The 25,451-nt window shown below is 66.4% G+C and carries 30 protein-coding genes and 1 pseudogene; 15 read left to right on the forward strand and 16 right to left on the reverse strand.

Annotated features, from left to right (window positions below; genetic code table 11):
- Positions 1 to 122: 122 nt before the first annotated feature.
- The 3 genes from JK364_RS23120 to JK364_RS23130 form a co-directional block, all read right to left on the reverse strand.
- Positions 123 to 284 (reverse strand): hypothetical protein, encoded by a 162-nt coding sequence (locus JK364_RS23120; protein WP_201853064.1) that lies wholly within the window; start codon positions 282 to 284, stop codon positions 123 to 125.
- Between the two features lie 817 nt (positions 285 to 1,101).
- Positions 1,102 to 1,332 (reverse strand): DUF397 domain-containing protein, encoded by a 231-nt coding sequence (locus JK364_RS23125; RefSeq protein ID WP_201853313.1) that lies wholly within the window; start codon positions 1,330 to 1,332, stop codon positions 1,102 to 1,104.
- A gap of 7 nt (positions 1,333 to 1,339) precedes the next feature.
- A complete protein-coding gene (locus JK364_RS23130) occupies positions 1,340 to 2,224 on the reverse strand; it encodes a helix-turn-helix domain-containing protein (protein ID WP_201853065.1) in 885 nt (294 codons plus the stop codon).
- 280 nt (positions 2,225 to 2,504) lie between these two features.
- On the opposite strand from JK364_RS23130, the gene JK364_RS23135 reads away from it, so the two are divergent.
- The 11 genes and pseudogenes from JK364_RS23135 to JK364_RS23180 form a co-directional block, all read left to right on the forward strand.
- Complete coding sequence (locus tag JK364_RS23135) at positions 2,505 to 3,071, forward strand: ATP-binding protein (protein WP_230992380.1); 567 nt, start codon at positions 2,505 to 2,507, stop codon at positions 3,069 to 3,071.
- A 153-nt stretch (positions 3,072 to 3,224) separates the two neighbouring features.
- The gene (locus JK364_RS23140; protein WP_201853066.1) at positions 3,225 to 3,665 is read left to right on the forward strand and encodes a hypothetical protein; all 441 of its coding nucleotides are present in this window, start codon (positions 3,225 to 3,227) and stop codon (positions 3,663 to 3,665) included.
- A complete protein-coding gene (locus JK364_RS23145) occupies positions 3,662 to 4,039 on the forward strand; it encodes a DUF6415 family natural product biosynthesis protein (protein WP_201853067.1) in 378 nt (125 codons plus the stop codon). The genes JK364_RS23140 and JK364_RS23145 overlap by 4 nt, the downstream gene beginning before the upstream one ends.
- Positions 4,040 to 4,117: 78 nt before the next feature.
- On the forward strand, positions 4,118 to 4,357 hold the full coding sequence (locus JK364_RS23150; RefSeq protein ID WP_201853068.1) for a hypothetical protein: 240 nt from the start codon (positions 4,118 to 4,120) through the stop codon (positions 4,355 to 4,357).
- A 172-nt stretch (positions 4,358 to 4,529) separates the two neighbouring features.
- A complete protein-coding gene (locus tag JK364_RS23155; protein WP_201853069.1) occupies positions 4,530 to 4,745 on the forward strand; it encodes a hypothetical protein in 216 nt (71 codons plus the stop codon).
- Between the two features lie 118 nt (positions 4,746 to 4,863).
- Complete coding sequence (locus tag JK364_RS23160) at positions 4,864 to 5,400, forward strand: class I SAM-dependent methyltransferase (protein ID WP_201853070.1); 537 nt, start codon at positions 4,864 to 4,866, stop codon at positions 5,398 to 5,400.
- Positions 5,401 to 5,576: 176 nt separating this feature from the next.
- A complete protein-coding gene (locus JK364_RS55400; RefSeq protein ID WP_230992381.1) occupies positions 5,577 to 5,876 on the forward strand; it encodes a hypothetical protein in 300 nt (99 codons plus the stop codon).
- A gap of 451 nt (positions 5,877 to 6,327) precedes the next feature.
- Positions 6,328 to 6,525 (forward strand): DUF5999 family protein, encoded by a 198-nt coding sequence (locus JK364_RS55405; protein WP_230992382.1) that lies wholly within the window; start codon positions 6,328 to 6,330, stop codon positions 6,523 to 6,525.
- Positions 6,522 to 7,742 carry a methyltransferase, FxLD system gene (gene fxlM / locus JK364_RS23170; RefSeq protein WP_201853072.1) on the forward strand — a complete coding sequence of 407 codons (1,221 nt, stop codon included), beginning with the start codon at positions 6,522 to 6,524 and terminating at the stop codon, positions 7,740 to 7,742. Before JK364_RS55405 ends, fxlM begins: the two co-directional genes overlap by 4 nt.
- A gap of 80 nt (positions 7,743 to 7,822) precedes the next feature.
- Positions 7,823 to 8,032, forward strand: coding sequence for a hypothetical protein (locus JK364_RS23175; RefSeq protein ID WP_201853322.1), 210 nt, complete (start codon positions 7,823 to 7,825; stop codon positions 8,030 to 8,032).
- Between the two features lie 139 nt (positions 8,033 to 8,171).
- Positions 8,172 to 8,522 (forward strand): annotated as a pseudogene (locus tag JK364_RS23180) (IS5/IS1182 family transposase); the annotation flags it as partial.
- Here JK364_RS23180 and JK364_RS23185 read toward each other — a convergent pair.
- The 13 genes from JK364_RS23185 to JK364_RS23245 all read right to left on the reverse strand — a co-directional run bounded on the left by JK364_RS23185 (position 8,502) and on the right by JK364_RS23245 (position 19,772).
- A complete protein-coding gene (locus JK364_RS23185; RefSeq protein WP_201853073.1) occupies positions 8,502 to 8,807 on the reverse strand; it encodes a hypothetical protein in 306 nt (101 codons plus the stop codon). The pseudogene JK364_RS23180 and the gene JK364_RS23185 overlap by 21 nt on opposite strands.
- Before the next feature lie 182 nt (positions 8,808 to 8,989).
- A complete protein-coding gene (locus JK364_RS23190) occupies positions 8,990 to 9,229 on the reverse strand; it encodes a helix-turn-helix domain-containing protein (RefSeq protein ID WP_201853074.1) in 240 nt (79 codons plus the stop codon).
- A gap of 24 nt (positions 9,230 to 9,253) precedes the next feature.
- Positions 9,254 to 10,096 carry an endonuclease/exonuclease/phosphatase family protein gene (locus tag JK364_RS23195; RefSeq protein WP_201853075.1) on the reverse strand — a complete coding sequence of 281 codons (843 nt, stop codon included), beginning with the start codon at positions 10,094 to 10,096 and terminating at the stop codon, positions 9,254 to 9,256.
- A 43-nt stretch (positions 10,097 to 10,139) separates the two neighbouring features.
- A complete protein-coding gene (locus JK364_RS23200) occupies positions 10,140 to 11,210 on the reverse strand; it encodes a helix-turn-helix domain-containing protein (RefSeq protein ID WP_201853076.1) in 1,071 nt (356 codons plus the stop codon).
- A gap of 206 nt (positions 11,211 to 11,416) precedes the next feature.
- Positions 11,417 to 12,226: a zinc-dependent metalloprotease gene (locus tag JK364_RS23205; protein WP_201853077.1), complete on the reverse strand. Its 810-nt coding sequence runs from the start codon at positions 12,224 to 12,226 to the stop codon at positions 11,417 to 11,419.
- 522 nt (positions 12,227 to 12,748) lie between these two features.
- Entirely contained in the window at positions 12,749 to 13,603 is an 855-nt protein-coding gene (locus tag JK364_RS57600; protein WP_201853078.1) for a zinc-dependent metalloprotease, read from the reverse strand.
- 78 nt (positions 13,604 to 13,681) lie between these two features.
- Positions 13,682 to 14,905 carry a cytochrome P450 gene (locus tag JK364_RS23215; protein WP_201853079.1) on the reverse strand — a complete coding sequence of 408 codons (1,224 nt, stop codon included), beginning with the start codon at positions 14,903 to 14,905 and terminating at the stop codon, positions 13,682 to 13,684.
- A gap of 115 nt (positions 14,906 to 15,020) precedes the next feature.
- The gene (locus JK364_RS23220; protein ID WP_201853080.1) at positions 15,021 to 16,280 is read right to left on the reverse strand and encodes an acyl-CoA dehydrogenase family protein; all 1,260 of its coding nucleotides are present in this window, start codon (positions 16,278 to 16,280) and stop codon (positions 15,021 to 15,023) included.
- Positions 16,241 to 16,987, reverse strand: a complete 747-nt coding sequence (locus JK364_RS23225) for a GAF domain-containing protein (protein ID WP_201853081.1) — start codon at positions 16,985 to 16,987, stop codon at positions 16,241 to 16,243. Before JK364_RS23225 ends, JK364_RS23220 begins: the two co-directional genes overlap by 40 nt.
- Positions 16,984 to 17,604, reverse strand: coding sequence for a GTP-binding protein (locus tag JK364_RS23230; RefSeq protein ID WP_201853082.1), 621 nt, complete (start codon positions 17,602 to 17,604; stop codon positions 16,984 to 16,986). Before JK364_RS23230 ends, JK364_RS23225 begins: the two co-directional genes overlap by 4 nt.
- The gene (locus JK364_RS23235) at positions 17,579 to 17,944 is read right to left on the reverse strand and encodes a DUF742 domain-containing protein (RefSeq protein WP_307841366.1); all 366 of its coding nucleotides are present in this window, start codon (positions 17,942 to 17,944) and stop codon (positions 17,579 to 17,581) included. The genes JK364_RS23230 and JK364_RS23235 overlap by 26 nt, the downstream gene beginning before the upstream one ends.
- 29 nt (positions 17,945 to 17,973) lie before the next feature.
- Positions 17,974 to 18,516, reverse strand: coding sequence for a roadblock/LC7 domain-containing protein (locus tag JK364_RS23240; protein ID WP_201853084.1), 543 nt, complete (start codon positions 18,514 to 18,516; stop codon positions 17,974 to 17,976).
- 47 nt (positions 18,517 to 18,563) lie between these two features.
- Positions 18,564 to 19,772, reverse strand: a complete 1,209-nt coding sequence (locus tag JK364_RS23245) for an ATP-binding protein (protein WP_201853085.1) — start codon at positions 19,770 to 19,772, stop codon at positions 18,564 to 18,566.
- Between the two features lie 943 nt (positions 19,773 to 20,715).
- On the opposite strand from JK364_RS23245, the gene JK364_RS23255 reads away from it, so the two are divergent.
- From JK364_RS23255 to JK364_RS23270, 4 genes are all read left to right on the forward strand, one after another.
- Complete coding sequence (locus tag JK364_RS23255; RefSeq protein WP_201853087.1) at positions 20,716 to 22,128, forward strand: NsdA family TPR-like regulatory protein; 1,413 nt, start codon at positions 20,716 to 20,718, stop codon at positions 22,126 to 22,128.
- 283 nt (positions 22,129 to 22,411) lie between these two features.
- On the forward strand, positions 22,412 to 22,654 hold the full coding sequence (locus JK364_RS23260) for a hypothetical protein (protein ID WP_201853088.1): 243 nt from the start codon (positions 22,412 to 22,414) through the stop codon (positions 22,652 to 22,654).
- 426 nt (positions 22,655 to 23,080) lie between these two features.
- On the forward strand, positions 23,081 to 23,893 hold the full coding sequence (locus JK364_RS58090; protein ID WP_372461978.1) for a phosphotransferase enzyme family protein: 813 nt from the start codon (positions 23,081 to 23,083) through the stop codon (positions 23,891 to 23,893).
- Positions 23,894 to 24,564: 671 nt separating this feature from the next.
- Complete coding sequence (locus JK364_RS23270; protein ID WP_230992383.1) at positions 24,565 to 25,161, forward strand: IclR family transcriptional regulator domain-containing protein; 597 nt, start codon at positions 24,565 to 24,567, stop codon at positions 25,159 to 25,161.
- Positions 25,162 to 25,451 lie beyond the last annotated feature (290 nt).

A 25,451-nucleotide genomic window follows, 5' to 3' on the forward strand; every position in this document is an offset into this window, starting at 1 on the left:
GCCTGTCCGGCCTGCTGTAGCAGCAGGGCACTCAGGGTCGGCCGAGGGCGCGAAGGCCGGCGCGCCGAGCTCGGGGTGGAGCCGGGCGGCGGCCGCGGTAGGTCAGGAGAACGGGGCGGCGATCATCTGGTGAGCTGGTCCACCCGAAGCAGGTCGTCGGGGCTGATGTGGATCGCGGCGATGTTGGCGAGCCACTGCATCCACACCGGCTCGATGCCGGGCGCGGCCTCGAACTCGGCGTCTGTGATGCGTCCCTGGGCGTAGGCGACCGTCCGGTCTGCCAACTCCTGTAGAGCGTCGGGAGCGATCCAGCGGACGTTCTTCGTCTCGCGGGCGCTCGGGATGAGGTCGCCGGTGACGGTGGCCTGGTAGATGGTCCAGTCGTGGCCGGTGCCGCGTGCACCGGGAAGGCGGCGGCATGGGTTGTCCCGCCAGCAGCCGGTGACGTGGGTGAGGCCGGTGACGGTGAGGCCGAGTTCTTACTCGACCTTGGCGCGGCCCGCGTCCTCGGCGGTCCCGTGGTCGTCGATGTGGTCGGCGGTAGGTGCCGTGCCGGGCGGGAAGGTGGCGCGGTCGAACATCAGGTAGCGGCCCTAGTGATCGGTGATGACGATGCCGACCGAGGTGTTGTCGCAGGTCTTCATGGTCTCGTTCCTGGTGGGTGCTGGAGGTCAGGCGGCTCTACCTTCTTGAACAGGTTGATCGAGCCATTCGTAGGGTCCTACCTTCTTGATCGGGTTGATCAAGGCCACTTGTAGGATCTGGAGGCCCAGAGACACCGGGTATGGCTTTCGTAGGGTCGCCCTCGATGGCTCCCCCAACCTGGCCGCCCGGTGTCTCACGACGGCCTGACCGCTGATTAGGAGCCGCGAGTACCGCGTCGTACATCGGCGCCGTCGGCCTCCAGTCCGATGCCGGCGCATGCCTCGACGAGGGCCTGGCGGGCGGGAGCTGCTGGCAAAGGAGCCATGCCGAGACCGTAGCCGTGATCCATCCGTGCGCACCGTCACCTCTCGTCAGGACAGCAGGTAGAAAGACGAGGTGGCCCCCCTCAACTGCTCTGAGGGGGGCCGCCGGGATGTTGGTAACAGGGTCAGTGCGTCAGCTCTTGAACTCGCCGTTGCGGATGCCTGTCACGAAGGCGTCCCAGGACGCGCGCGGGAAGCGCAGCGCGGGTCCCAGCTTGTTCTTGGAGTCACGGACACCGACCTCCGAGGGGAGGTCAGCGGCCTCGACGCAGTTGCCGGTGCCGCCGCTGCTGTAAGAGGACTTGAACCAGGCACCCTCTGGGGCGACGGTCGTGGAGGGCTGGTGTGTGCGATGTGTATTGATGGCTCTGCTACTTTCCTGCTAGTTCTTTCAGAAGAGCGATGGTCTCTTCGAGGCCCAAGGCGACCCCGACCATCGCGTTGAACCGGCGCTGAAACCGGTCGACCTCGCGGGGCTTGTCCGAAGTGGAAACGGCGCCCCACGCGTTGTCTGTCTGCACTCGTGAGGGAAGCTCACCGAGGTCCAAGATCGCAAAGTCATTAATCGATCTGTACCCCCGCCTGAACGGCAGCACCTGCACCGAGATGTGATCGGAGCGTGCGAGCTCGGCGATTTCCAGGTACTGCTCTCGCATCACCTCCTCGCCACCCACTGGGATGCGCAGAGCGGCCTCTCCCAGGATGACGCGAAGACGCGCGTCGTCACGGGCCAGAACGCGCCTCTTACGCTCCATACGGAGGTCCACGTGGCGCTGTACGAACTCGGCTGTGGTGTCCTCCACCGGGCGCTGTTCCTCGAACAGGGCGCGGGCGTACGCCGGAGTCTGGAGGAGCCCGTAGATGAGCGTCGGATGGTAGGCAAGGATCTGTGTGGACTCCGCCTCCAAGCCGACGTAGTGAGGCATCCCTGCCGGCATGTGCGCGCGGTACTGGGTGAGCCATTCGTCGGACGGGGACTCGCGGTTCAGCTCGACCAGCTGCTCGATCAGCTCCTGGTCGCTGACGCTGTAACGCTTCAAGAGGGTCCGCAGGTCGCCCACGTTGCGGCGGAAGTTCAGCTCTCCGTTCTCGATCCGGGCCAGTGAAGCTTCCGAGAGCCTGAGTCCGCGGACGGCGTCCTTGCGGGTCATTCCTCGGGCTCGGCCGTCTTCCACCGGATGGCAGTTCTCCCGCAGGTGTCTGAGCTGGGTGCCAAGCTCCAAACGCCTTCCGCTCGCCCCTCGCTTCGCCGCCATCTGTGCACCACCCCCATGTCTGTGCGCGGGTTGATCACTGCTGTGCGCAGAGTGTTGCACCACCTGTGCCCCCATCGCAGCCCCCTGTGCACGTTCCGGCATATGCCAGTTTGCTTCTCTCTGAAAATTCAACGGCGATCCAGTTGCTTTGCAACACAGCTCACCGCCAACGTAGTTGAGCCAGCACAAGCCATGACGGGGTTTGTGGTGAAAGTCGCACGTCAGTGCGGCGATCCTGCGCTCCCGTCGGCCCCTATCAGGACGTGCGGAGGACAGGGCAATGACACTGACTGCGACAGCTCCAGCGGGCCTTGATGCCGAGGCTCACGATCATGTGGTTAAGGGCATGGCGCTGTCATTCGTGAGGACCCCGCGTGCCGACGGCCAGACGGTCGGCACGGTCACCGAGCCGGACAGGGTCTGGCCCGGCCTTGTCCGCCGCAGCAGCCGCAGGGAACTGAGGCGCTGGGGTCTCAGCTGCTACTCCGAGTCCGTCGCGCTCCTCCTGACGGAGCTGGTCACCAACGCTCTCTGCCACGGATACGGCACTGACGTCGATGTGCGAATGCACCTAACCGGCACGCGCCTGTGCCTCGAAGTTCGGAATGGCTCGCTGGCGCGTCCAGTACCACGTAAGGCGGATCCTCTCGACGAAAACGGTCGCGGTCTTGTTCTCGTGGACGCCATCGCCGACGAATGGGGCGTGAGCGACGACGGCACGACCACCTGGTGCTCCTTCTTCCTCCTGCGAGGCGCTGCCGAGCAGCAAGGGGATGACCGAGCATCGCGGCTTCCCGATTCGCGCCCGGCCTCTCAACCCACAGGCCGCACAGCAGCGAGGGCGTAAACGGGCCTGGCCCGCCCATGCCGACGACTGCCCGGCCGTACACCAGTATCGGCAAGGACGTCCGGTTTGTCGTGTCCGATGGCGCCGACCGCCCTCTGATCGGCTGACCCGATAGCGCCTGACCACCCACTAGTCATGGAACGAAGGAGTCCCATGAACCCGCAGATGCAGCCCACTTCCGAGGCCGGACCTTCGAACGCCTTAGCGGGCCAGGGCGCGGCGAACGGCAGCGGCCAGGCATCGCGCATCAGGCGGGTGAACGTCGTCATCTACGCCTGTCTGCCTTCGAACCTCAATCCCCTGAAAGTGATGTCGGCAGTACGCCGCTACGTCGACGCCCGGGACTGGACCGTCGTCGAAGAGGTGATCGACCGCGCGGCGGTGAGCACCGTGGCCGCCATTCGGGAGCACTGGCCGCGGGTCGCGCAGATGATCGAGCCCTGCCAGGCCCAGGGCATCGTCACCCCGACGCGCTCCATGTGCGGCTATCACCTCAACGAGAGGGCGGAGCTCGACGAATGGCTCTCCGCCCATGCCGCCTGGGTGCTCAACACCTGGCCTGACAGCCGTGCACGCGGCGCGGTGCGGGCATGACCGGCCCCGGTGCGGACGGACTGCCCGTGAAGCGCGAAGCGCAGACGCCCGTCGTGGACCGGGCCACGATGCGGGCGCGCGCTGCGCTGCTCCTCGCGCCGGGCGTCGAGCCTCCGACTGGTGAGGCCCTGGCCGCCCTGAAACGAGATCTGCGAGACGACATCGCGGCGCTGCTTCCGGAGGTGGAGAAGGCCGCGCTTGGCTTGCGCAAGGGCGACCTCACCAGGGCTTTCGCCATGGTCTGCTGCTGCGAAGCCCGAACGCGCCTCACGCCGTTGGGCACCGCACGCGACCCCACCACCCATACCACGCTCCTCGCGCGTTCGGTCAACGCCCTCCTGGACCACCTGGAACGCCTCGGCGCCCAGCGGTGACCCCACCGCCGCACATCACGCGGGCCCCCGTTCCCACGGCGCGGCCTGCTTGCCACATACGTACGACGGAGATGAACCATGCCCAGCGACGTTCCGCCGGTGACGGCGAACCGTGAATGGATGGACCGGGACAACGCCAGTCCACTGCGGAGTGGGGTACGCCTCCAGCCCAATCAGAACCGGCGGCTGATGGGCGTGCTCCTCGCGAACAACGAGAAGGCGGTCACTCACCGCCGCTCAGGCGCCATCGCGCGTAATCGCCTATTCGCTGCCCCGTCCCGGCGGATCGCCGGAAAGCGACTGGGCGCAGATCCGTGAACTGGCCGCCCAGTCGGACTTCGCCATCAGCCTGTCCCTCCACGACGAGACCGGCCCCTCGGACCCGATGACGCGGCCCGACTGGCTGGCAGTGGTGTCTGCAGCTCCTCATCGTCGCGGTCGTCGCCGGACTCGTAATACCCATCATGATCACGTACGGAGAGGCAAGCCCGTGACCTTCGAGGCATTCCCGGACCGTCCGCCGCAACACCTGCCGCGCCGCGACCCGCAGACCGGGCTACGCGCGATCGTCCCCGAGGAGCCGGAGCCGCTGCCGGTGAACCTGTTCTGCGTGCCGGCCGGCCAGGTGCCCGAGAGCCGTCTCAACCTCTCTCGCCTGCGCCGCGTCCGCGTCGTGGCCGATGAGGGACCGGAGCCTGCTGCATGACGAGAGCGCCGATGCCCTCGCGCGGCGAGTGGGACGAGTGGTACGGCAGCCGTACCGACCGCCTCGTCGGCGACATTGAGAGCGAAGCCGTCTCCAGCGTGTGCGTCCGAGGCCGGGCATGAAAGCCGCGGACATTGGCTGCGGCACCGTCCGGTGGACGCGCCAGCTCGCCCACTGGGGCGTGCAGGTGACCGGCTACGACCACTCCCGCGAGGCGATCCGGCAGGCGAGGCAGGCTGCCCCCGACCTCCGCTACGAGGTATGGGACGTGGACCGGGACATCCCCAGGAGCTTGACGCCGGGCAGCGTCGACCTGATCACGTGCCGCCTGGCCATCGCCTACCCGGGCCGAGGCCGTTTCATGGTGGACGCGGCGCGGTGGCTTGCCCCGGGCGTCATGTTCTACGCCCCTACCCCGCCCTACCGGGACCGCGTGCCCGCCGGGGGCTTCCACCGGGGGCTGACCGAGGACGAGATCGAAGGGCTTGCGGTCGGCTGGTCCTCCCGCATCACCTACCGGCTCGGGAAACGGGCGAGAGCGATCGTGCTGTCCGGTTACGGCAGAGAGAGGCACCGCCGGACCGAGACCCGCCCGCGCTACCCGCACGGCCGAATCGAAGATCACCCTCCAACGATCACGGAAGGACTCTCGTGACCATCCGACCACCAGGCGGCCAGCTGTCCCCCCGAGAGCGGGACGCGGTTCGGCTCACGGCCGACGGCATGCCCCCCGCCCAGGCAGCCGTGGAAATGGGAGTGGGCGTCGGCAGGGTGAATGACTGCCTCCGGAACGCAACGGGGAAGTTGCGCGCGCACGAACGAACGGGCCTCGTGCACCGGGCATACGAGCAGGGCGAACTCGACCCGCCCGCGCCCGCGCCCGACGGTTTGGACATCGTGCTCACCGCGGATCAGCACTATCTGCTCCAGGCCCGTGCGGACGATCAGAGTTACAAGGCCATCGCCAAGATACGCGGGGTGCGCATCTACGACGTGCGCCAGGCCGAGCGTGCACTGATGTCCCTGCTGGGCGCCAAGTCTCCAGCGCATCTCATGAAGCGCGGCCGGGAGTTGGGCCTGCTCGGAGTGCAGAAAGAGGCGTCCAGCTCGGCTGCCGGGAGCCTGCGATGAATCTGCGGGTGGGCACCTACAACCTCCTCAACGGTTCGGGCGATCGTTGGCAGAACCAGATGGAGTTTCTGGCCGATCTACATTCCTGTGCCTGCCGGAGTGCACCCGGTGGGATGAAGACGACGAACGGCGCCTTTGACGGACGGCGAACAGACTGGGCCTGGCCTCATGCCGCACCTACGACACGCCCCAGGCGCGGAGCACCTCGGATCACCTGCCGATAGTCCTCGATGTGGAAGTAGGTTCGCACGTATGACGCCGCGCACCGGCGTGGTCCACTCGCCGTGCCGGGAGCCGGTCACATAGATCACCGTCCGGCGGGCCGGTTTGCTTCGGCCCCGCCCGCTGGACGGCTTCAAAGCCCCGGCGCGGGGCGGCAGCTTCTCCTAAAGCCCCGTTGGAGAAGCGCCCCCGCGTCGGCCTAACACCACGAAGGAAGCCGAGAGCCCGCATGTGCCAACACCAGCCACCCTGCCCGTCAGTTGACTCCACCGACCGGGAGACCGCCCATCTTGTGGCGCACCATCCGGAGCAGGGCTGGAGCCTTTTGTGTAACGGTGTCCTGCTCTTCGAGGACACCGGCGAACTGCTGCCTGACGGGCGGGCCCTGCCCCCTCACCGTCCGCTCCCTGCGGGGGCCGCCGCGTGAGCTACGACCGCTGGACCAGCGGTCCGGACCATGCCGACGAGCTGCGGGCCAAGGTGGTCGACCGGCTGTGCGCGGACGGCACGATCGTATCGCCTGAGATCGAAGCCGCGATGCGAAAAGTCCCCCGGCACGCTTTCCTGCCGAAAATCTCCTTGCAGACGGTCTACGACGCGTACACGGCTGTCGTAATCAATGTCGCCGAGGACGGGTCGACGCTCAGCGCGGTGTCCTCGCCGCACATCCACGCGCTGATGCTGGAGCAGGCACAGGTCCGTCCCGGCATGAGTGTGCTGGAGATCGGCTCGGGCGGGCTCAACGCGGCCTACATCGCAGAGCTAGCCGGGCCGTACGGCGTGGTGACCACTGCCGACATCGATGAGGAAGTCACCGATCGGACCGCTTGCCTGCTGGCCGGGTACTACCCGAGGATTCGGGTGGTCACTGCGGATGCGGCCGAGCCCATCCCGTTCCTCGACGACCAGTTCGACGTCATCATGGTCACCGCGGGAGCGTGGGACATTCCGCCAGCATGGATCTCCCATCTGAAGCCGGGCGGCCGCCTTGTCGTGCCGCTGCGGATGCGCGGACTGGTCCGCTGCGTCTCCTTCCGGGCCGACGGGCATCTTGAGAGCGAATCGGTGCGTCTCTGCGGTCTCATGCCCTTGCGGGGCTCGGCTGCGCACCGCGAGGAGCGACTGCTCGTCGCTCCGGGGGTCGAGCTGTGCTTTGACGACGAGCTGCCCGCCGACGTGAGGCCCCTCGACAGGGCGCTCGAAACTGGGGGCGTCGAGATGCTGACGGGGGTGACGGCGGGCCCGCGTGACGTTCTGGAGACGCTCCACATGCACCTGGCTATCGCCCTGCCCGGGTTCTGCACGATGACCGTCGACCCCCATGTCAGCGTCGGCATCATCACCCCCGACAACCGGGGCTTCTCTTTGGCCGCCGTCGACGGCGAGACCTTCGGCTACCTCACCAGCCGCCGCGCGCAAGAAGAGGGGACGGTCGAGCTCGCCTTCCACGCGTTTGGTCCTGATGCCTGGGACTTCGCCGCGGTGGTCGTCAAGCACGTGCGCGAGTGGGCGGACCGGTGGCGCGATCGCCTCGGCCCGGTCATCCGGGTCTATCCGGCCAGCACCCCGGATGGCCAGATCCTCGGGGACCGGATCATCGCCAAGAGGCACAGCCGGATCTCTCTGGCCTGGCCCACGGCGTAGCGGTACCCCCAGAACACCTCTGCTCCCGTGCAGCGTGCCGGCAAGTGCGCGGGAGCAGAAGTCAAGCCCCCGGCGGGGGCATGCGGTGCTTGGCCCGTGCGGCGCCCGCCGGTCCTCGCCCGCTGGCCGCCCGGCGTCCGGCTCTCCTCACCGCGTCCTCCCCCGACGGGCGGCCGGCGGGCGAGGTCACCGACCGCGGAGCACAGTTCGCCGGGGACCTGATCGACGAGGGCCAGGACCTGATCGCCTCGTCGGCATCGTTCGTCGCCGGAGCGCTCTCGCCGGCGTGAACTGGATGCTGCTGCCGCTCCTGATCGCGACCAGCCTCCCGCAGGCCCTGGCCCATGTAAGCGCCGCACAAGCAGGAATCGGCTGAGCAACTCTGAGGCGGAGCCGATCTCGGGGTGGCCGAATTCAAGGGCCCCATCAGTCATCCGGCTCCTGCCGCTGCTGGCCGCGGTCCCACCGATCCGGGGACTTCGGGGACGGCCCGACGCACGCCCCGGCGCCTCTACGCGACCGGGGCTACGACTTCGACAAGTACCGCCGCCTGCTGTGGAAACGCGGCATCAAGCCGATGATCGCCCGACGCGGCGTCGCCCACGGTTCCGGGCTGGGCAAGGTCCGGTGTGTCATCGAGCCGCCTTGCTGCACCAGTTCAAACGGCTCCGCAGCGCTACGAACAACGCGGCGCTGGCCTCCATCAGGGGGTGCTCGAACTGGCCTGGCAGCCTCATCTGCCTCCGCCGTCTACGAACCTCATTCCGAAACCCCCAGTAACTCCCGGTGCAGGGCCACATAGCGGTCGATCAGGTGTTCCAGTCCTTCGGAGTCGAGCTGTGGGATGCGACGCCGATCAGCCTCCGCCTGGTCCAAGCCGCTCTCAAGTTCCTCTACACGTCTCTGATCGGGTTCTGTAGCTCGCTCCTTGTGCAATATCTCCTGGCTGTACCAGGAGATGACCCTGCCTACGACATCGCGGGCCAGAGGACTGTTGCGTGTTGTGTCCGCCATCGCGGAAAAATCGATAGCGGACAGGTCGAACTCAGCCGGTTCATCCGTCATGAGCGCACCTTTCCGGAAGCGTCGAAAAGCCGTTCTCGCAGTTCGGTCAGCAGGGCGGCGTGCAGGCGGACCCACCGACAGAGAAAGAAGGCGCCCCACTCGCCTCGACGTAACACCTCGCGGTGAGCGGGGCCGGAGTTGAAGATGGAGCGATGCCCTGGCGTTGCAGGATTCGGAGCACTTCAGGAACTGTCAGCCGACCGACGGTTGGCGCCTCCTCGTCCGCGGAACTCCACACCCGACTCTCCCAGGAGTCTGTGTATGAAGCCGTAGGAGCGCCCGTATTTATCAGCCAGTGCACGAATGCTCATGCCGCCCTCGTATTTTTTTCGGAGCTTCGCCGCAAGTCGGTCGCGATGTGCCCCAGCGCCCAGGCGACTGCCTCTTTCAGGTACGGTCACTGTTCCTCCGAAGTGCTGCATGGCAGACAGTCATGGAATCGGTGTCTAATGGGAATTCCCGCAGGCATGTGAAAGATCAAGAAGCTTCGGCAAATGGTCGGACGCCTTCTGCGTAACTTTATCCTTGGGCGACCAGTACCTTCGGATACGCTTCTTTGCTGCGTCGCCGACGAGAATGTGGTCGAGGGTCTGGGGTGCCTTTTCATTCTCGTAATAGTGCCCGGTCGTGGGCTCGGCCTTCTGCCCCAGATACGCACAAGGATCAACATATCCCGCACTGAGCAAGTTTCCCATGGCCCGCCGATCAGCATCGCCATACGACCCGTCATGGTTCACCAGGCGATACCGTGAATGGAGCTGCTGAGGGATCTTCGACCAGTCAGGCTGGGGAGCCGTCGGGCTGTCCTCGTTGAAATCCCCCATGGTCACGGTGGATCCCTTGGCGTAATCGGTGAACCACCTCGACTCAGCGAGCCTCGTGGCGCCGTCTGTCCATGAAAGATGGGTCGCGAACACACGGTAATCCACCCCCTTCACGCAGAGCAGGGCGCGAATAGCCCCATGATGGAAAGCGCCGGTGCCCATGCGAGGATTGCATGACTTGATCTGTACGGTATCGGGCCGCACGAGCAAAGCCGTGTAATTCGGACTGCCGTCACCGTTGTGACGCTGAGACCGCGCAAGACCCAGAGTAATCATCTTCAGAGCGTCAGTCAGCTCGTAGAGACGCCTCCAGTCGTCCTTATCCAGTCCCTTGACCTCCGAAAGGGAGAGGACATCGATACCCAGAGGCTCCAGGATTGCTATCTGGGACAGCCGTCGGTGCTCTGAACCATCCCTGTCAATTCCTCCTTCAAGCAGATTGTAGGTGCCGAATCGAGCTATCACGATTATTCCTCCGATTAGTTCTTGGATGTTTGCTGTCTCACCGTCAGGTCGACTGTGCTGCTCCGCTCGCGCGCCAGTCGGACAGGCGAGCTGCCACTTGGATCACCCTCTCGACCACCCGCTCGGAGAACACCACAGCGCCAGGGTTGGTGGTGGGCGGCATCCTGCTGTAAACCGACAGCACGGCTGCGGAGCACCGGCCACGACCGGGTACCGGGACGGCCAGAACGATATGGCTCCGTCCTCCGCATTCTCCGGTGCCCTGGATCCAGCCCTGATGCCAGATGTGTGCAAGGGCGCTCGCGGAGTCCTGTGCCGGGTCGGCGTGGGCGCCTTTCTTCTGCCAGGCGAGGGCTGTGCGGGCTACCGGATCGCCGCTGGCCGGGCAGTCGGCACCGAGGGGTATGCCGTCGGCGGGTGAGGTTCTGCGTGTCGCCTGGGCGACGCAGATGAGCTCCGGCCCGTGGTACTGGTGCAGACGGGCTGTGTGGATGCCGGGGGCGGCGCATAGCCCGTGCAGCTCCCGCTGGACGGGGTCCGTTCTGGGCACCTGGCCGTCACGGCGTGCCGCGATAGCCAGGCGTATCACGCGCGGCCCCAGAGCGAATTTCTTCCGCTCCAGGGGGATGACCAGGCCCAGCGTCGTCAGGGCACGCAGCAACCGATAGGTGGTTGACCGCGAAAGGCTGGTGCGTGCTGCCAGTGCCGACGGCGTTGCCGGGCCCATCTCCAGGGCATTGAGCACGACCGAGGCCCTGTCGAGTACGCCCACTCCGGTGGCGCACAGGTCGCGCGGCTCCCGCTGGACGCGGTCTGTTCTGGGTACCTGGCCGTCACGGCGTGCCGCGATAGCCAGGCGTATCACGCGCGGCCCCAGAGCGAATTCCTTCCCCTCCAGGGGGATGACCAGGCCCAGCGTCGTCAGGACACGCAACAGCCGATAGGTCGTCGGCTGGGAGAAGCCTGAGCGTGCTGTCAGTACCGACACCGTTGCCGGGCCCATCTCCAGGGCATCCAGCAGGACCGAGGCCTTGTCGAGCACGCCCACTCCGGATGATGGTGTATTGGCCCCCATACACATGCTTTCGGTGGAGTCGTCGGCATCCGCGGTCATGTTCCTTTTCCTTACGGGGCAGATTGGTCCGTCGTCGGTGCGGCTGCGGAGGTGAGGGTGTCCGCTGCACACGACCGGGCATGGCCCGAGGAGTGTGGTCGTGTGCAGCGGGGCCTGCCGGGTCGGCAGGCTGCCCCCGTGGGGAGGGGCAGTAAGGGGGCCCCGACGGTTGCGGCGTCAAAGGCCAATAGCGGTCGAGCCGGTGTTTATCCTCCGTCGATGCGACGTAGCCAGGTATGGGGCTGGGCGAATTCGTCGAGCGTCGGCACCCATTCGGCGTCGGTCCATACCCGGTTGAACAGCCCTAAGTTGCTGTGTGTGAGGACATGGGCAATAAATCGCTCTGCCTGGAGCTCGCGTTTTGAGATACCCGGGTCGAGTAGATGGGCAAAAAGGGATTGCACCCTGTAGCGCGTGGATCTCGGCAGGCGAAGACCGGTGGTCGGCTTCCCGGGGAGGTGAGGCGTGACCTCGTGGCCGACCCAGTTCGCGTGACCGAACACAAGGCTCGCCAATCGGCTCCACCATGCCCCTTCCAGTGGCCAGATCCTCGGTGGGAGCACGGTGGCCTCGGTGAGCTGCGCTTGTTGAGCGAGGGCTCGGACGACCCGCTCGCTCAGCGCCTCTGGGACGGCCAGGACGCCTTGGTGGTGCAGAGCTTCAGGAACGATCAGGGTCTGGGGGCGGCCGATGCTGTCGGTCACCGTCAGCGAGTCGTCCAAAGTCCCTGTCACTCTGGCCGTCGTGGCCCCCGCGCTGGAGTATGAGTCAACCTTGCGCTGCTCCAGCGGGGTGAGCGTCATGCCGGCGGTATCCCGCCGAGCCAGCCGGCCGTAGTAGCCGCCGAGCGCTTGTCCCCAGGACTTCATGTCCATGATCCGGTAGGTGACGGTGCTCGGCAGTCGGAGGCCGGTGACCTGTTCGACCAGGGGCGCCGCGTGGGTGATGACCTCGTGGATCTGTTCGGTCAGGGCGGCGTGATTCCCGGTCTCGTCCCGCACATCGATGGCCGTCACGGCTGCCCTCCCGTCTCATTGGTGTGGGCCGCAGTGGGCGTGGCGAGGGCGCGAGAGAGGCCGGGACGGTATGCCGCACCGGCGCGGTGCGGTCTGGTCGCAATGTATGTGTGAGGCATTGGGCTTCCTTCTCAAGGGCGATGATCTTGTTCATCGCGCCGAGGCTGGGTGTCCTGTCGTCGGTGACGGCCAGGGGCAGGGGGTCCGCGTGTGTTGCTCAGCTCGTGGCAGCTCGGGCGCCTGCGTACTGGCAGGCAACGCTCGGGCCTGGCATTGAGCGAAGGGCGGGAGGGGACTGGGCCGAGCGGCCACCGCTTCCGCCGCTCTCCGGCGAACGCGTCGGCACGCTATGACCGCGGAGTCCTCCCCCGGAGTCCCCGACGGAGAGAGAACAGACGACCGGTTCATGCGGCGACCGTGAAAGCCGCACCAGATACGGACGGAGCGCCTTCCACGTCGCGTGCCGTGGTTCGCGAACCCGAGAGACATACGACATGAAATCGTCAGCAATGAGCAATTTGCTCAAAAGCCTACGCGGTGGAACCACTGCTCGACATCGGCGATTTCATCCTCCGTGGGAAGGCACCACTGGTCCTCCCAGACTTTGCTGAACGGGATCACGCCGATGCCCTCGACGACGGATTCCACCCAGCGAAGGCCGTCGCTGCGTATACGCTCCATCCGGTCCCCGGCTTGCTCGAGGGCGGCAGGCTGCGCGACTCTGCGGGCCAGCCACTGGATCACCGCGGTCTGCTTCCGGTAGCGCCACGACCGCCGCAACGGCGCAGGCGTCCGGCCCGGTCCGAACAGACGGCCTGCGACCTGCTGAACCACCCATTCGGCGTGCCCTTCGACGAGGTGCATCAGGGCCCGGTCGGGCTGCCTGATGTCGCGTTTCAGGATCGGAAGGGGCATGACCGCGCCGCGGCTGGCGGTTATCTGCCACTGGTGGACGCTCTCGTGCAGGACGAATCGGTACAGCTCGTTGCTGGCGTAGCGCAGTCCGGTGTGGTGCAGGGCTTTGGGCGCGATGAGCGTCTGCGGTCGACCGGCGCTGTCGAGCACCGTGCTGCCGTGCGTCATCCACCAGATGTCCGCCGTCCCTGTGCGGTAGAGGCGCTCTGCCGTGCGTGCCTCGGCTTCCTCTTCGGGGGACGGTGCCGACTTGGCGAAGCGGCCCTCGATCTCGCGGCGCAGGTACGCCATTGATTCCGCGCTCCACGCCGCGGGGCTCATCAGGCGGAACCTCAGCACGGGCGGTGGAGTCAGCGCGGTGATGTCCGACACCAGCTCGGCGGTATCCGTCAGCATCCCTGTGATCTGGGCGGCGAGATGATGCTCGCGCGCGGTCTCATCAAGGACGTCGATCACGGTCACGGGTGGGTCTCCAGATGGTGGTGGGTGGGCAGTTCATGGCCCGTGCGGCAGCGCCGGCATTCACTGCGCCGGGAGCGGTCAGCGAGCGGGGGTGGTGGTCAGGGGGAGGCTGACCCAGCCCCGGATCGTGTTGTTGAGCTGGCGGCAGGGAGGAGCGGAGGGCACCAGGCGCAGGGTGGGGGTGGCGCGGGCGAGGGCGCCGAGCACGGCGGTGATCTTCATATGGGCGAGGTGGCCTCCCGCGCAGGAGTGCGGGCCGTGGCCGAGGGCCAGGTGGTCAGTGCCGGTGCGGCGGATGCCGCTGCGGCGCATGCGGAACTGGTCGGCGGTGGGACCCCAGACGGTGTCGTCGCGGTTGGCCGACCCGTACAGCAGGAGGACCTGTGACCCCGCGCTGAGGGGGACGCCGCTGACGGAAGTGTCCTGGGTGACCGTGCGGCAGACCCACTGCACGGGCGCGTCGTACCGCAGAGCCTCGCGGACAGCGGCGCCGAGGAATGCGGAGTCGTGGGCGCGCCGGTGCAGGGACCGCCATTGCCGGGGGGTGCGGGCCAGAAGTCCGAGGAGGGTGGTGATGGCGTGGATCGTGAGCTCGGCGCCGGCCACGAGGTAGGCACTGGCCAGAGGGATGCATTCCGCTTCGGCGATCTCACCCCGGTCGGCAGCGGCGTAGACCTCGGCGAGCCAGCTGCCGGGACGGACCCTCTCGCGGGTCGCGGAGGTGGCGAGGTAGTCGACCATGGTCTGGGCGAGAGGGAATGCGGCCCGGGTGCGGCGGGTGTCGGGACCGAAGGCGGAGAAGACTCCCTCGGCCCAGGCCACCAGCTGGTCCCGGTCCCGGCCGGGCAGACCCGCCAGATAGGTGATGATCTGACCGACGAGAGGGAGGGCGAGGTCGGAGACGGCATCGAAGCGGCCCCGCTGGACGACCTCGGCGACCAGTTGGTCCGCGTGCCGCCGGATGACCCCGTGGAGGCCGTTGAAGGCGTGGCGGGCGAGCTGGGGGGAGAGCACCCTGCGCAGGCGCGCGTGGTCGGCTCCGTCGGAGGCCAGCACGCTGCCGGCCAGGGCATCGTTGGCGATGTCGGTGAGCGCCACCCGCGCGCTGCTGAAGCGCCCGGGGTCGGCCAGGGCTGCCTGCACATCCGCGTAGCGGGAGATGGCCCAGACCTCGCCGAGCTGCTCCAGCCGTACGGCCGGGCCGAGCTGGCGCAGTCCCGCGTAGAGCGGGTAGGGGTCGTGCAGTGCCGCGTCGCCGAATAAGTCGATCGACGTGGAGGGCCTGGCCGACAGGAGTGTCACGGGGTAGGGCTTTCTGCAGAGTGGGCGGGGTGGAGTGGAAGCGGTGGCCGATCAGGCTGATCAGGGCGTCGCGGATCTCTCCAGATGGGGTGGGCAGTTCGTCCAGCGCCAGCGCTTACGAGGCAGGATCAGGACCGGCGGTCACGGTCGGTGCGCGCCGACGTGCACTGCGGCGGATGGCGTGCTGCACGGACCATTCGGCTCGCGCGGGGCCCAGTGCCTGCTCTGCAAGGCGCTTGAGCTGGAGGTCTTCAGGGCCCGCGGGGGCGTTGATCAGATCGATGTCACGTTTCAGCTGCTCGCACGGGGTGCCGATGCGTCCGGCGTGGCCGCCGTGGAGCTGCTGGGCATCGTTCGCGGACCGGACGCCCGCGCGGACGGCGGTGAGCTTGCTGTTGATGAGCCAGGCATCGCACGGCTGGCCCTGGTCAAGGAGATAAGCGGCGTGGTAGGCGACCAGTTCCGCGGTCATGAGCCGGTGCCATATTTCAGCTACCCGGCGGCGGACCGGCTCCAGGTCGGCCAGGTGTCCGGCGTAGCGGGGCCGGGTGGATACCCATCGGGTTGTCGCCTCGAAAAGGCTCCGATGGATGCCAAGCGCGACGGCGGCGAGGTTGAGGCGCCCCCAGACGACGGAGGACAGCAGGGCGATGTCCTGGCCGTCGCCGATCTCGCCGATGATGTGGCTCGTAGGGACGTGCACCTGGTTGAAACGGAGCTCGTCGGCGCCGAAGCCGTGGAGGCCGTTGAGGGGCCTTCGTATGACTTCCAGGCCGGGCATGTGCTGCTCGACCAGGAACGCGGTCAGACTCCTCGGGGCACCTGGCTTGCCGGTACGGGCGACGACGCAGTGGACATCACCCAGGGCCGCGTTGCCGATCAGGTCCTTCTCCCCCTCGATGACGAAGCCCGACCTGCCCCTCCGGCGGGCGGTGGTGGTCATCCCCTGGACGTGGCTGCCCGTCTCGGGCTCCGTCACCGCTATGGTCGGCCACACCCGCCCGGCGGCTATCTCGGGCAGCCAGGCACGCCGCATCTCCTCACTCCCCCGCTCGACGATCGGGGCGGCACCGAGGATGGAGGCTTGCAGGATGGCGCCGGCGGCGGGGCTGACCTCGGATATCCCCGCGAGCACCACCGTTTTTGCCACGTGCCCTGCGTCCATGCCGCCCCACTCCGGCTCGATGAGCAGCCCGAGCCATCCCGTCTCGCTGACGATCTGACGCACCTCACGGTCGGTGTGTGGGCCGCGAGCCTCCATCAGCGGCGCGAGCGGGGCAATGGCGGCGGTCACGACGTCCTCGACATGGCGCTGGAGATCCCGGTGGTCCTCGGTCAGGTACGGCTGGAAGAGGGGGGCGGAGGCGGCGGGCATGGTCGGTTCCCTTCCTCGAGGGCGCGTGGAGATAGAGCAGAACGGCCCGGCGTGAGCCCCGGACGCTCGTGTGGGTGAGGGAGGTGAGGGAAGGGCGTCGCCCCGGATCGGCCACCGCTTCCGGAAGCCGCGCGGTGCTCTGTCAGACGCTCCGGCCGGACCCGGGCACGGATGTCGGCCATGACCTCGGCCGTGGCGATCTCTACCTGTCCCATGAGCCGATCGGCGTCCGACTCCGGATGTTTGTGCACGTCGATCACGCACACCGTGCCGAGGACGATGTTGGTGCCTGGATAGATGAGTGGGTCGCCGACGTAGGCGTTGATGCCGATGGCGTCGACCACGAAATTGCCGGAGTAGCGGTGACTGGCGTGCACGTCATGAAGCGGCAGACCCAGCTTCCGCTTCACTACATGGGGACACCAGCCGTGCCGGATGTCCATGGTCCGGTCCACGGGAGGCAGCCCGCTCTCGGGGGGCGGGTTGTGCAGACCGGCGAAACGCTGCCGGTCCAGATAGAAGTTGACCATGGCATACGGGAACCCCGTTGCGATGGCCAGGGCGTCGGCGATGGCGTCAAAGACAGCGTCGGGGCTGGTGACGCACACACCGTGCTGGGCGAGGAGTTCCTGCCGGGCGTGCAGTTGAGCGAGGTCCTGGCCGGGTGCGGCCAGGACGCTCTCAGGGCGGTCGTGGTCGGAGGTCATGAATGACAGTCCAATGCGACGGGAGCGGCGACGATAGGGGCGAGCAGGGCGTGTTCGGCGAGGGTGATGAGCACCCCGGCGGCTGAACTGCCGTGCCGGGCATCGCAGACGATGACCGGGACGCCGGAGCCGAGACGCAGCGCGTCACGGATCTCGTCCTCGGGATAGCGGGTGGCACCCTCGAACTGGTTGATGGCGATGACGAACGGCAGACCGCGCTTCTCGAAGTGGTCCACGGCAGCGAAGCTGACCTCCAGGCGCCGGGTGTCGACCAGCACCACGGCGCCGATCGCACCGGAGGCCAGGTAGTCCCACATGGGGAGGTACCGGGGCTGGCCCGGCGTCCCGAAAAGGAACAGCTCGAACGGCGGATCGCCGTCGAATGTGATGCGGCCGAAATCCAGGGCCACGGTCGTGGTGGTCTTGTCCTCCACTCCCTCCAGACTGTCGACCTGGGCGCTGGCCTCGGTCATGGGGGCCTCTGTGGTCAGCGGGGTGATCTCGGAGACGGCCCCGACGAAGGTGGTCTTGCCGACTCCGAGACCGCCCGCGACCATGATCTTCGCGGCGTACTGGCTGACCCCGGCAGGGTCAGCCGGCCTTGGATTTGGCGGCATCGGGCCACTTCCTCTTGAGTCCTTCGAGTACGGCTCGTACATCGTCCGGGGAGTTGGAGTACGCGCTCGCCGGGATCAGCAGGGCCTGTGCATCGAGCAGATCGCCGACCAGGACCTGCACCACCGGGACCGGCTGGCGCAGCGTTCCGGACAGCTCGGCGATCGAGCGGCGCCGGCTGCGGCACAGCCGCAGGATCTGCTCGGCCTCGGGCGGGCCCTGATCGGGCGGCCGTCCGCCCCCGGGCTCGACCACCGTGTCTAAGTTCAGGTCCTGGGAGTGGGGGGAGTGGGTGCGGCCGCCCGCGACCGCGTAGGGCCGCACGCTCAGCCTGTCGGCCACGCTCCAGGGCTCCCCGGGCGCGGGGCTCATCACGGGGTGTCACTCGCCCCGGCCGCAGTGACCCCGTGTTCCCCCCTACGGACCGGCGTCTGCATGATGTGCGCGAACTGCTTGATGAGCAGGCCCATCTCGTAGGCGATCACACCGGGCTCCGCATCAGGGTCGGCGAACACACCGAGCACGGTGTCAACCATGCCACCCCGGTGCTCCTCCGGATGGTGCGAGAACGCCGCAGCATGTCCCCGGCCGGCAACCATCACGAACAGCAGGCAATCCGGGCGCTCCATCAGGATCTGCGTCGGGGGCAACAACTGGCCGTCGGGGCCAGGAATCCCGCAGCCCAGCGAGAACTGGCTGGAGATGTTTGCGGCCACGCTGTCCGCAGTGTCCTTGCCCATGTTGCTGTTCTGGAGCAGCAACAGCCCGTCACTGGTGCCGAGCAGAATCCGCGTCACGCCGGGCACCCGCTCTACGAAGCGGTCGGCCAGCCACCCCATCTGCGAGAGGGGCGTCTCCATCTGCTCCGGCGGGTCATCCGGGGCCGTACCGGTGGCAGGGATGTCGTGGCTCATGGATGGACTCCTGGGGTCGGGATGGCCTCCTCAAGCGGGGGCCTTGGTCACTGGTCTGGCGACTGCTGGGGCGACGTCTGCTGAGAGCGCTGGGTCCCCTTGCGGAAGGCGCCGGCGAGGTTGGTGTTGACCGCCGTCGGCCTCCCAGCGGCTGCTTGTGGGCCTGCCTCATCAGAGGGGTCGGGGAGACTCACGGCGGGCGGGCGGACCGGAAGCCGCGGCCGGCCCGGCGCCTCCGCCGGAACCTCCGGGGTAGCGGAGTCGGACATCGTCTGTCGGCTCCGCCTGGGCAGCCCGCTGACCGTGGTGCCCGCGTGCGCGGTCGCCGGGGCCGACGGCGGACTCGATGGGCGGTGAGGAGTGCTCGCCGGCCCAGCCAGCACCAGCACAGGATCGGGCTCGACCTGCGTGAGCAGAGCCCGCGGAATGACGACGCGCGCGGTCGTCCCACCGGGGGAATTCCGGTTGAGGGTGACATGGATACCGTGCCGCGCTCTGAGCATCCCGACGACCAGCAGCCCGATCCGCCCGTCCTCCAGCTGTTCACGGATATCGACGCTTTCCGGGGCGGCGAGCAGCCTGTTCATCGCCTCGCGCATGTGCATCGGCATGGGCCGGGCACGGTCGACGACTTCGATGACCAGACCCTCGGGAACGAGTTCGACCGCCAGTTCCACCGATGTGGCCGGGTCGGAGAACTCGGTCGCGTTCTCCGTGAGCTCCGCCAGCAGATGCGTGACATCGGGGGCGACATGGCCGGGCAGGGCCAGTACGGCATCGGTGGAGCCGGGCACCACCCGGGCGCGCTCGTACTGCTCGATCGCCTGGATCGCTGCACGGATCACGTTCGTCATGGTCACGGGGTGACGTACCGTGCTGGCGGACTCGCCTCCCAGAATGGCCAGGCTTTCGACCAGACGACGCAGCCTCACCGCGAAGTTGTCAATCCGGAAGACCTTGTTCAGCAGGCCCGCGGACTTGATGTGATTCTGCACTTCCTCCAGCGCGTCCAGTAGGCGCACGACCAGCGCATGCTCCCGCCGGGCGATGTGACGGAACATCTCATGGAGCACCGCCAGCCGCGACCGCTCATGAGCCTGGATCACCGCGCACACCACCTGCTCTTGCAACTGGGCGAGGGTGGTACGAACGTCGTCGAAGGGACCGCCGTCCTGGGAAACGACTTGCTGCGGAGGCGCAGACGGGCTACCTCCACGTTGCAGGTCCTCCGCCACCATCCGCACCGCGAGGCTCACCGAGTGCACAGCGGTAACCAGTTCCTCCGCCGACTGGTTCTGGCCCCGGCACACAGCCCCAGCCGCGGCCATGGCCCGCCACAGCCCCACACCCACGGCCGCCGCGACACCGCATCCGGCCCAGATCGCCAGTGTCCCGGCCGGGACGAGCTCCACCTGCCAGGCGACACATGCCGCGGCCCAGGACACCGCCACGACCATCAGCGGTACGACCACAGCCGCCCGAACCTGCTGGTAGACGACCTGCTCGGCCGGTGAACGGCGGCGACGGCCACGCCGGTGAGCGCCCAGTCGGGCGGACGACGCACGATGGTCAGGCATGAAATTCCTTGGAAATGCGGCAGGAAAGGGCGAGGGAGGGACCACCGGTGACGAGGCCGCGACCGACGGGGAACGGATAGCGGTCTGAGCGTCGCCGATGGCCCCGGTCTAGTGGGGGCGCGGTCCCGTCACACCCACGGCCAGCCACCGCGACGGGGCGGTCGAGCCCCGCACGGCAGCATCTTGCAGATCGCAGGTGAGTCCCCTGGGAGCGGCTGGTGCGGTTTCCGGCGGTTGTGACTATCTGCGGGACGAGCGGCTGTACCAATTCGACCGTCACACGGTCGATCACACCGTGGTCGCTTCCCCCGAGCCAATAGTCATGGATTCGGGCTTTATTCGACCTCACAACGCTCGCGTCGGTCGACTCAGCAACTTCGGTCACATCAACCCCCTATCAACCGATCGAATTTGTCCTAAGTTGATGCCAGCCAGACCGATGGCCGAATGGCGCGCAGGGCACACCAGAATGTCCACAGCACAGTTGGGACCTGCGGAAGCCCAGGTAAGCACGATTTCGCGCCGGAGAGGGAGTCCACGAGGGGTTCAAAGGGTCCGCGGGGGGTTCATGGGGGTTCACGGGATAGCCACACAGATGGCGTTGACCCACTACAGTCTGTTCATGGCCACAAGCAGTACGGGCGACAGCGAGGACACCGGCGTGCGTGCGGGCAACACTGATCTGGTAGCTGCGATGGAACAGGCAGGACTATCAAACAAGGCACTGGCCCAGGAAGTCCGCACTCTAGGGGCGGAGCGAGGACTGACGCTCAAGTGCACACACACCACCGTCAAGCGCTGGCGAGCTGGGGTCCTCGGCTACTCTGTACCGCCCGAACTCATCGCCGAGGCACTGTCGCGGAGGCTTGGACGCATCATCACCACGGCAGACATTGGACTGGCCTCAGCTGGCAGGCTGGACCCGAAGTTAGGGCTTGGCGGTCCTTCCTCTCCCCAGGAAGTGGCCAGAACCGCTGCTGTCTTATGGGGAGATGGCATTGACGAGGACGGCCTCCGCTTGCCCGCCATTCCAGTAGAGAGCTTGGCCGCCCCCGTTTTGCGATGGCTGATCGCCCGGCCAGCTGCCCCTCCAGAGAACGTAGGCATTGGCCGGCAAGTCCGCCGCGCTGACGTAGCGCGGGTACGTGCCACCAGCGAATGGTACGCCGCTGTCGACAATCAGTTCGGAGGCGGCGCGGCCCGCGCTGTAGTCATGAGCTATTTGCGCTCCGATTTGCTGCCTCTGCTGCGCGGTACGTACACCGCCGCAGTCGGACGCGAGTTATTCTCAGCGGCAGCAGTAGCTACGCACCGTACGGCGCACCTCGCTTATGACACGGGACGGCACAGCCTCGCCCGACGCTACCTGCTTCTCGCCGTCGACATGGCTCACCAGGCTGCCGACCGCCCGTTGGCAGCGAAAATTCTCGGCACGCTTGCCCATCAGGCCATCTTCCTCGGAAATTACCGTGAAGCGCTGGACATTCTCCATGCCGCTATCCAAGGCGCGGGAACCAAAGCGAGCCCAGTCGGCCGCGCTGCACTGCACGCGGTTGAAGCACGCGCTTACGCCGCTATAGGCGATGCACGTTTAACATCCGCAGCCCTCAAGAAGGCGGAGATCCACTATTCATCAGGAAACCTGACGAATGAGCCGGAATGGCTTCAGTATTTCAATAGCGCTGAACTCTTTGATGAATTCGGGCACTGTTTTACCGCGCTAGGGAACGGCAGGGAGGCTCAACGATACGCGACTGCCGCATTGCGTTCACGGAACTTTGACAAATACGCCAGGAGCACTGTTTTCACTCGCTTCGTCCTGGCGAATGCGTACCTCGACGAGGGGGAAGTGGAGCAGGCGTGCGCTGTTGCATCGACCGCGTTTCCAGCTCTCGCCGATATTAGGTCGGTTCGCACACGAACCTATCTTGAAAAATTCCAGGACAGATTAGTAGCATTTCGCCGAGTTTCCGCCGTAAAGGTATTCAATAGCCGAGCTAAGACTGTGCTTGCGCCCGAGGATTTGCCGGGTTGAGAGCAAATACACGATAGGGTGCGCTGTTATGGTAGAAATCACTCCCGAGCTGCGGGCTCGGACCTATGCCGTACTCGCATCGTTCACTTCGTCGCAGCCGGACCGTGCGGGTGCCATACGCCTGGCATGCGATCTTCTGGCCGCTGGCGAGGACCGCGAAAGCGTGGTTGAGGTAGCGATACAGAACGCCAACACTTGGGATGACCGTGATGCTAGGACAGCTATACGGGATATGCTCAATGACCTCGGATGCAATCCCGAACTATCAGATACTGCCCGTACCATGACCAGCGAAGTTCTCACACTTGTCGTTGCTGAAGAACTCGATCCGATGGTGGGAATGAATGCTCTTGCCAAGATCGACCTTGATGATGAATGCATCCGTGCCTTCACTGTAGAGGTCTGGCCTTCCCTCGAATACAGGGATTCTCATGAGGATGAGGGGCCCAAGCGTCTGGAGGCGTATATTCGCAAGGCTGCTGCGCGCGTACTACCTGCACTCTGCGCCGGCTCGCGATCGGGCTGAGTAGATGTTTCTCCCTAGGCGGTGTTGGCCTTTGATCTGCCGATTTATTCGTGTGGGTGCCTGGGAAGAATGCGATTGTGGCGGTGGCCCCGTCGGAGGCGGGGCCACCGCGTGAGCGTTGAGGGCGTGATGACGGCGGTGGTGAGCCCAGCCCGGCGTGAAGCGGTGGTGCAGGAGACTGCGGGTCAGCTGTCGCTGAGTCGGGGTGTCGGTGAGGGCTCCAACCTGCAATAACTTAGAGGTGAGTGTCCATCTGTTCAGTCTCACTGTTGCGTAAGAGCGGGTGCCGACCGGTACCGTACGCCACAGGACACCCGACAGAACGGACGGCCGGTGGAACAGCACATTCTCCCTGCATTCACAGGGGAACGGGCTTTAGAGACAGCCGCTACGATCTGTGATCGGCTCGGCCTCGAAACAGCCGGTATGGAAGTCATCCAGCCACCAGCTGACAACGCTGTGGTGGCTATCCCGCAGGCCGGAGTCGTCGCTCGCATTGGAGCTGATGGCACTCATCGTGATCGTCTTTCCACTGAGTTGGATGTTGCTCGATGGCTCGACAGATGCGGTGTTCCGGTTGTACGACCGTTCGATGAGTTGCCTCAACTAATTGGGTGCCACGGCCGTATAGTCACCTGGTGGGAACTCATCAACTCACGACGCTCTGGCAAACCGTCACAGCTTGCCATCCTCCTGCGCTCGCTGCACTGCCAAACTCCCCCATGGCCCTCTAGCCTATCCACTCTCGACCCGTGGACACGCATCCCCGAACACATCGACGCCGCCACTGGCATCCCCCCGGAAGACCGCCATTTCCTACGTCGTCATCTAAGGGAACTCCAAACTGAGTGGGAATCCCTGAGTGCCATGTGGCCGGAATCGTTCATTCACGGAGACGCTCACACCGGAAATACCCTCGACTTGGGCGGCGGACAAGCGGTCCTCCTGGACTTTGAACGCGCTGCAGTCGGACCGGCTAGCTGGGATACTGCGGTCGCAGTTGCCTACCACCAGATCGGGTGGTACGACGACGACACATACGCAACCTACGCTAATGCGTATGGGTCGGACCCTGCGAACGACCACGAAATGGACCTGCTAGTCCGTATCCGGCTGTTGAGGATGACTGCATGGTACGCGTCTCGCACAAATCGTGAGCCATCTGCTGTGGAGAACGTGCGCCATCGCATCGAATCACTCCGAGATCCCAGAATTCCTAAACAATGGGTTCCTGGGTAGGCGGTGTTCATACAGGAGCCAAGGCAACAAGCATCCAATCTCTTCCCCGCTACAGCCCTGACTCGAGGCGGCGACGCTCGACTACGTCAACGCGGCCGGCGCCGGACGAGGAAGGCCGACTGAGGGGCGCCCCGGTTGGTGGGTGACACACCGTGATTGCCATGCCCCTCGTGCGCGGGGACAGGTCCGTCCACCTCGCCCTCGTAGTCGAGTCGGCGGAACTTCGTGTCGCAGTTGGTCCGCAGAGCGATGCCCGCCTTCACGAACTCTTCGACCCGTGCGCGACGGTCGTCCGGGCGACTTCGGGCCGGGCACCGTCCTACTCGTTGAGGACCACGCCCTGTGCGAAGACGGCGAGGACCGTGGCGAACTGATGCTCACCTTCTCGCCCTCGCTCAACCCGCACGTCCTGGGCGCCTTCGCTTCGCCGATCGCGGAAGCCATCCGCGCCGGTCCTCCGGAACGCCTGAGCGCCTGCCGTCCGCGCCCGCGACGGCCGCGGTTGTTCCTATGCTGCGAGCCGCAGATGCATCGTCGCGCTCTGGCTCCAGTCCGGAATCGTGTCGACGTACTCCCAGAATGCTCTGCTCTTGGGTGCGTGGCGGGAGTGAGCGGCGACGTGGTGAGGCGGTTTCCCGCTATGCAGGGCGGCCTGGATGAAGCCACGGCGCATGGAGTGGCCGGTGATGCGACGGCCCTTCTGCAGAGCCTTGCGCAGGGCACGGCGCCAGTTGGTGAGGGTGTCGTTCGCCTCGGCCTCGGTCTCGGTCTCGGTCTCGGCGGCGGCCGCGGTGACCGCCTTTTCTCGGGTCGCCCAGACCTCGGCGATCTCGTCCTCGTGCTCCTTCTTGATGAGTCCGGCCGCTGACGACCTCGCCGGGGATCAGACACAGCGGGTCCTACAGGAACTGCGGTTGATCTCTGACGGCGGCTTGGCGCTCCTCTACGCACTCGCGCCCTTTGGCGGCGCCCGCCTCCAGTGCATCGACATGGCCGTGGGGGATTCAGACCTGGTCGAGGTCGGCATGACCCCACGGGATGTCGTCACCGTCAGCCGCTCCCTGCGTACTGGTGCCTCCGGCCACGTGATCCTTGCCTACCTGCCTACGGCCATACAGAGAAGAGTCCTTGCCGAACCGGTCGTCGAGGAGGCGGGCCCCGGCGTCATCACCGGCAACGCCGAGTTGCTGGCATCGCTGGTCGACATCCGCGACCAGGGCTACGCCACGGGCACATGCCGCGGTGGAACTCCGTCGCCGCACCGGTGATGTGGCAGGACTCCATCATGGGCTCCGTACTGCTCCTCAAACCCTCGGATCGCATGCCTGTCGCACCCCCGAAATTCATCGAAGCGACCAAGGATGCCGCCGCTCAGCTCAGCCGAGCTGACAGCACGTGGCCATCTGCCGCAGCGCAGAGCGCATGATCTACACGAGTAGCACGGCCTGATCACAGACCAGCCGTGGCACCAACTCCGACCTCATGATGGAGCGGCCCCTCAGTCCGAGGAGACCGCTCCGTCATGAGCCCCGGTACGGGGGCGACACGAGGAAGGCCG

It is taken from the genome of Streptomyces endocoffeicus (assembly GCF_016741935.1).
Classification (GTDB): Bacteria; Actinomycetota; Actinomycetes; order Streptomycetales; family Streptomycetaceae; genus Streptomyces; species Streptomyces endocoffeicus.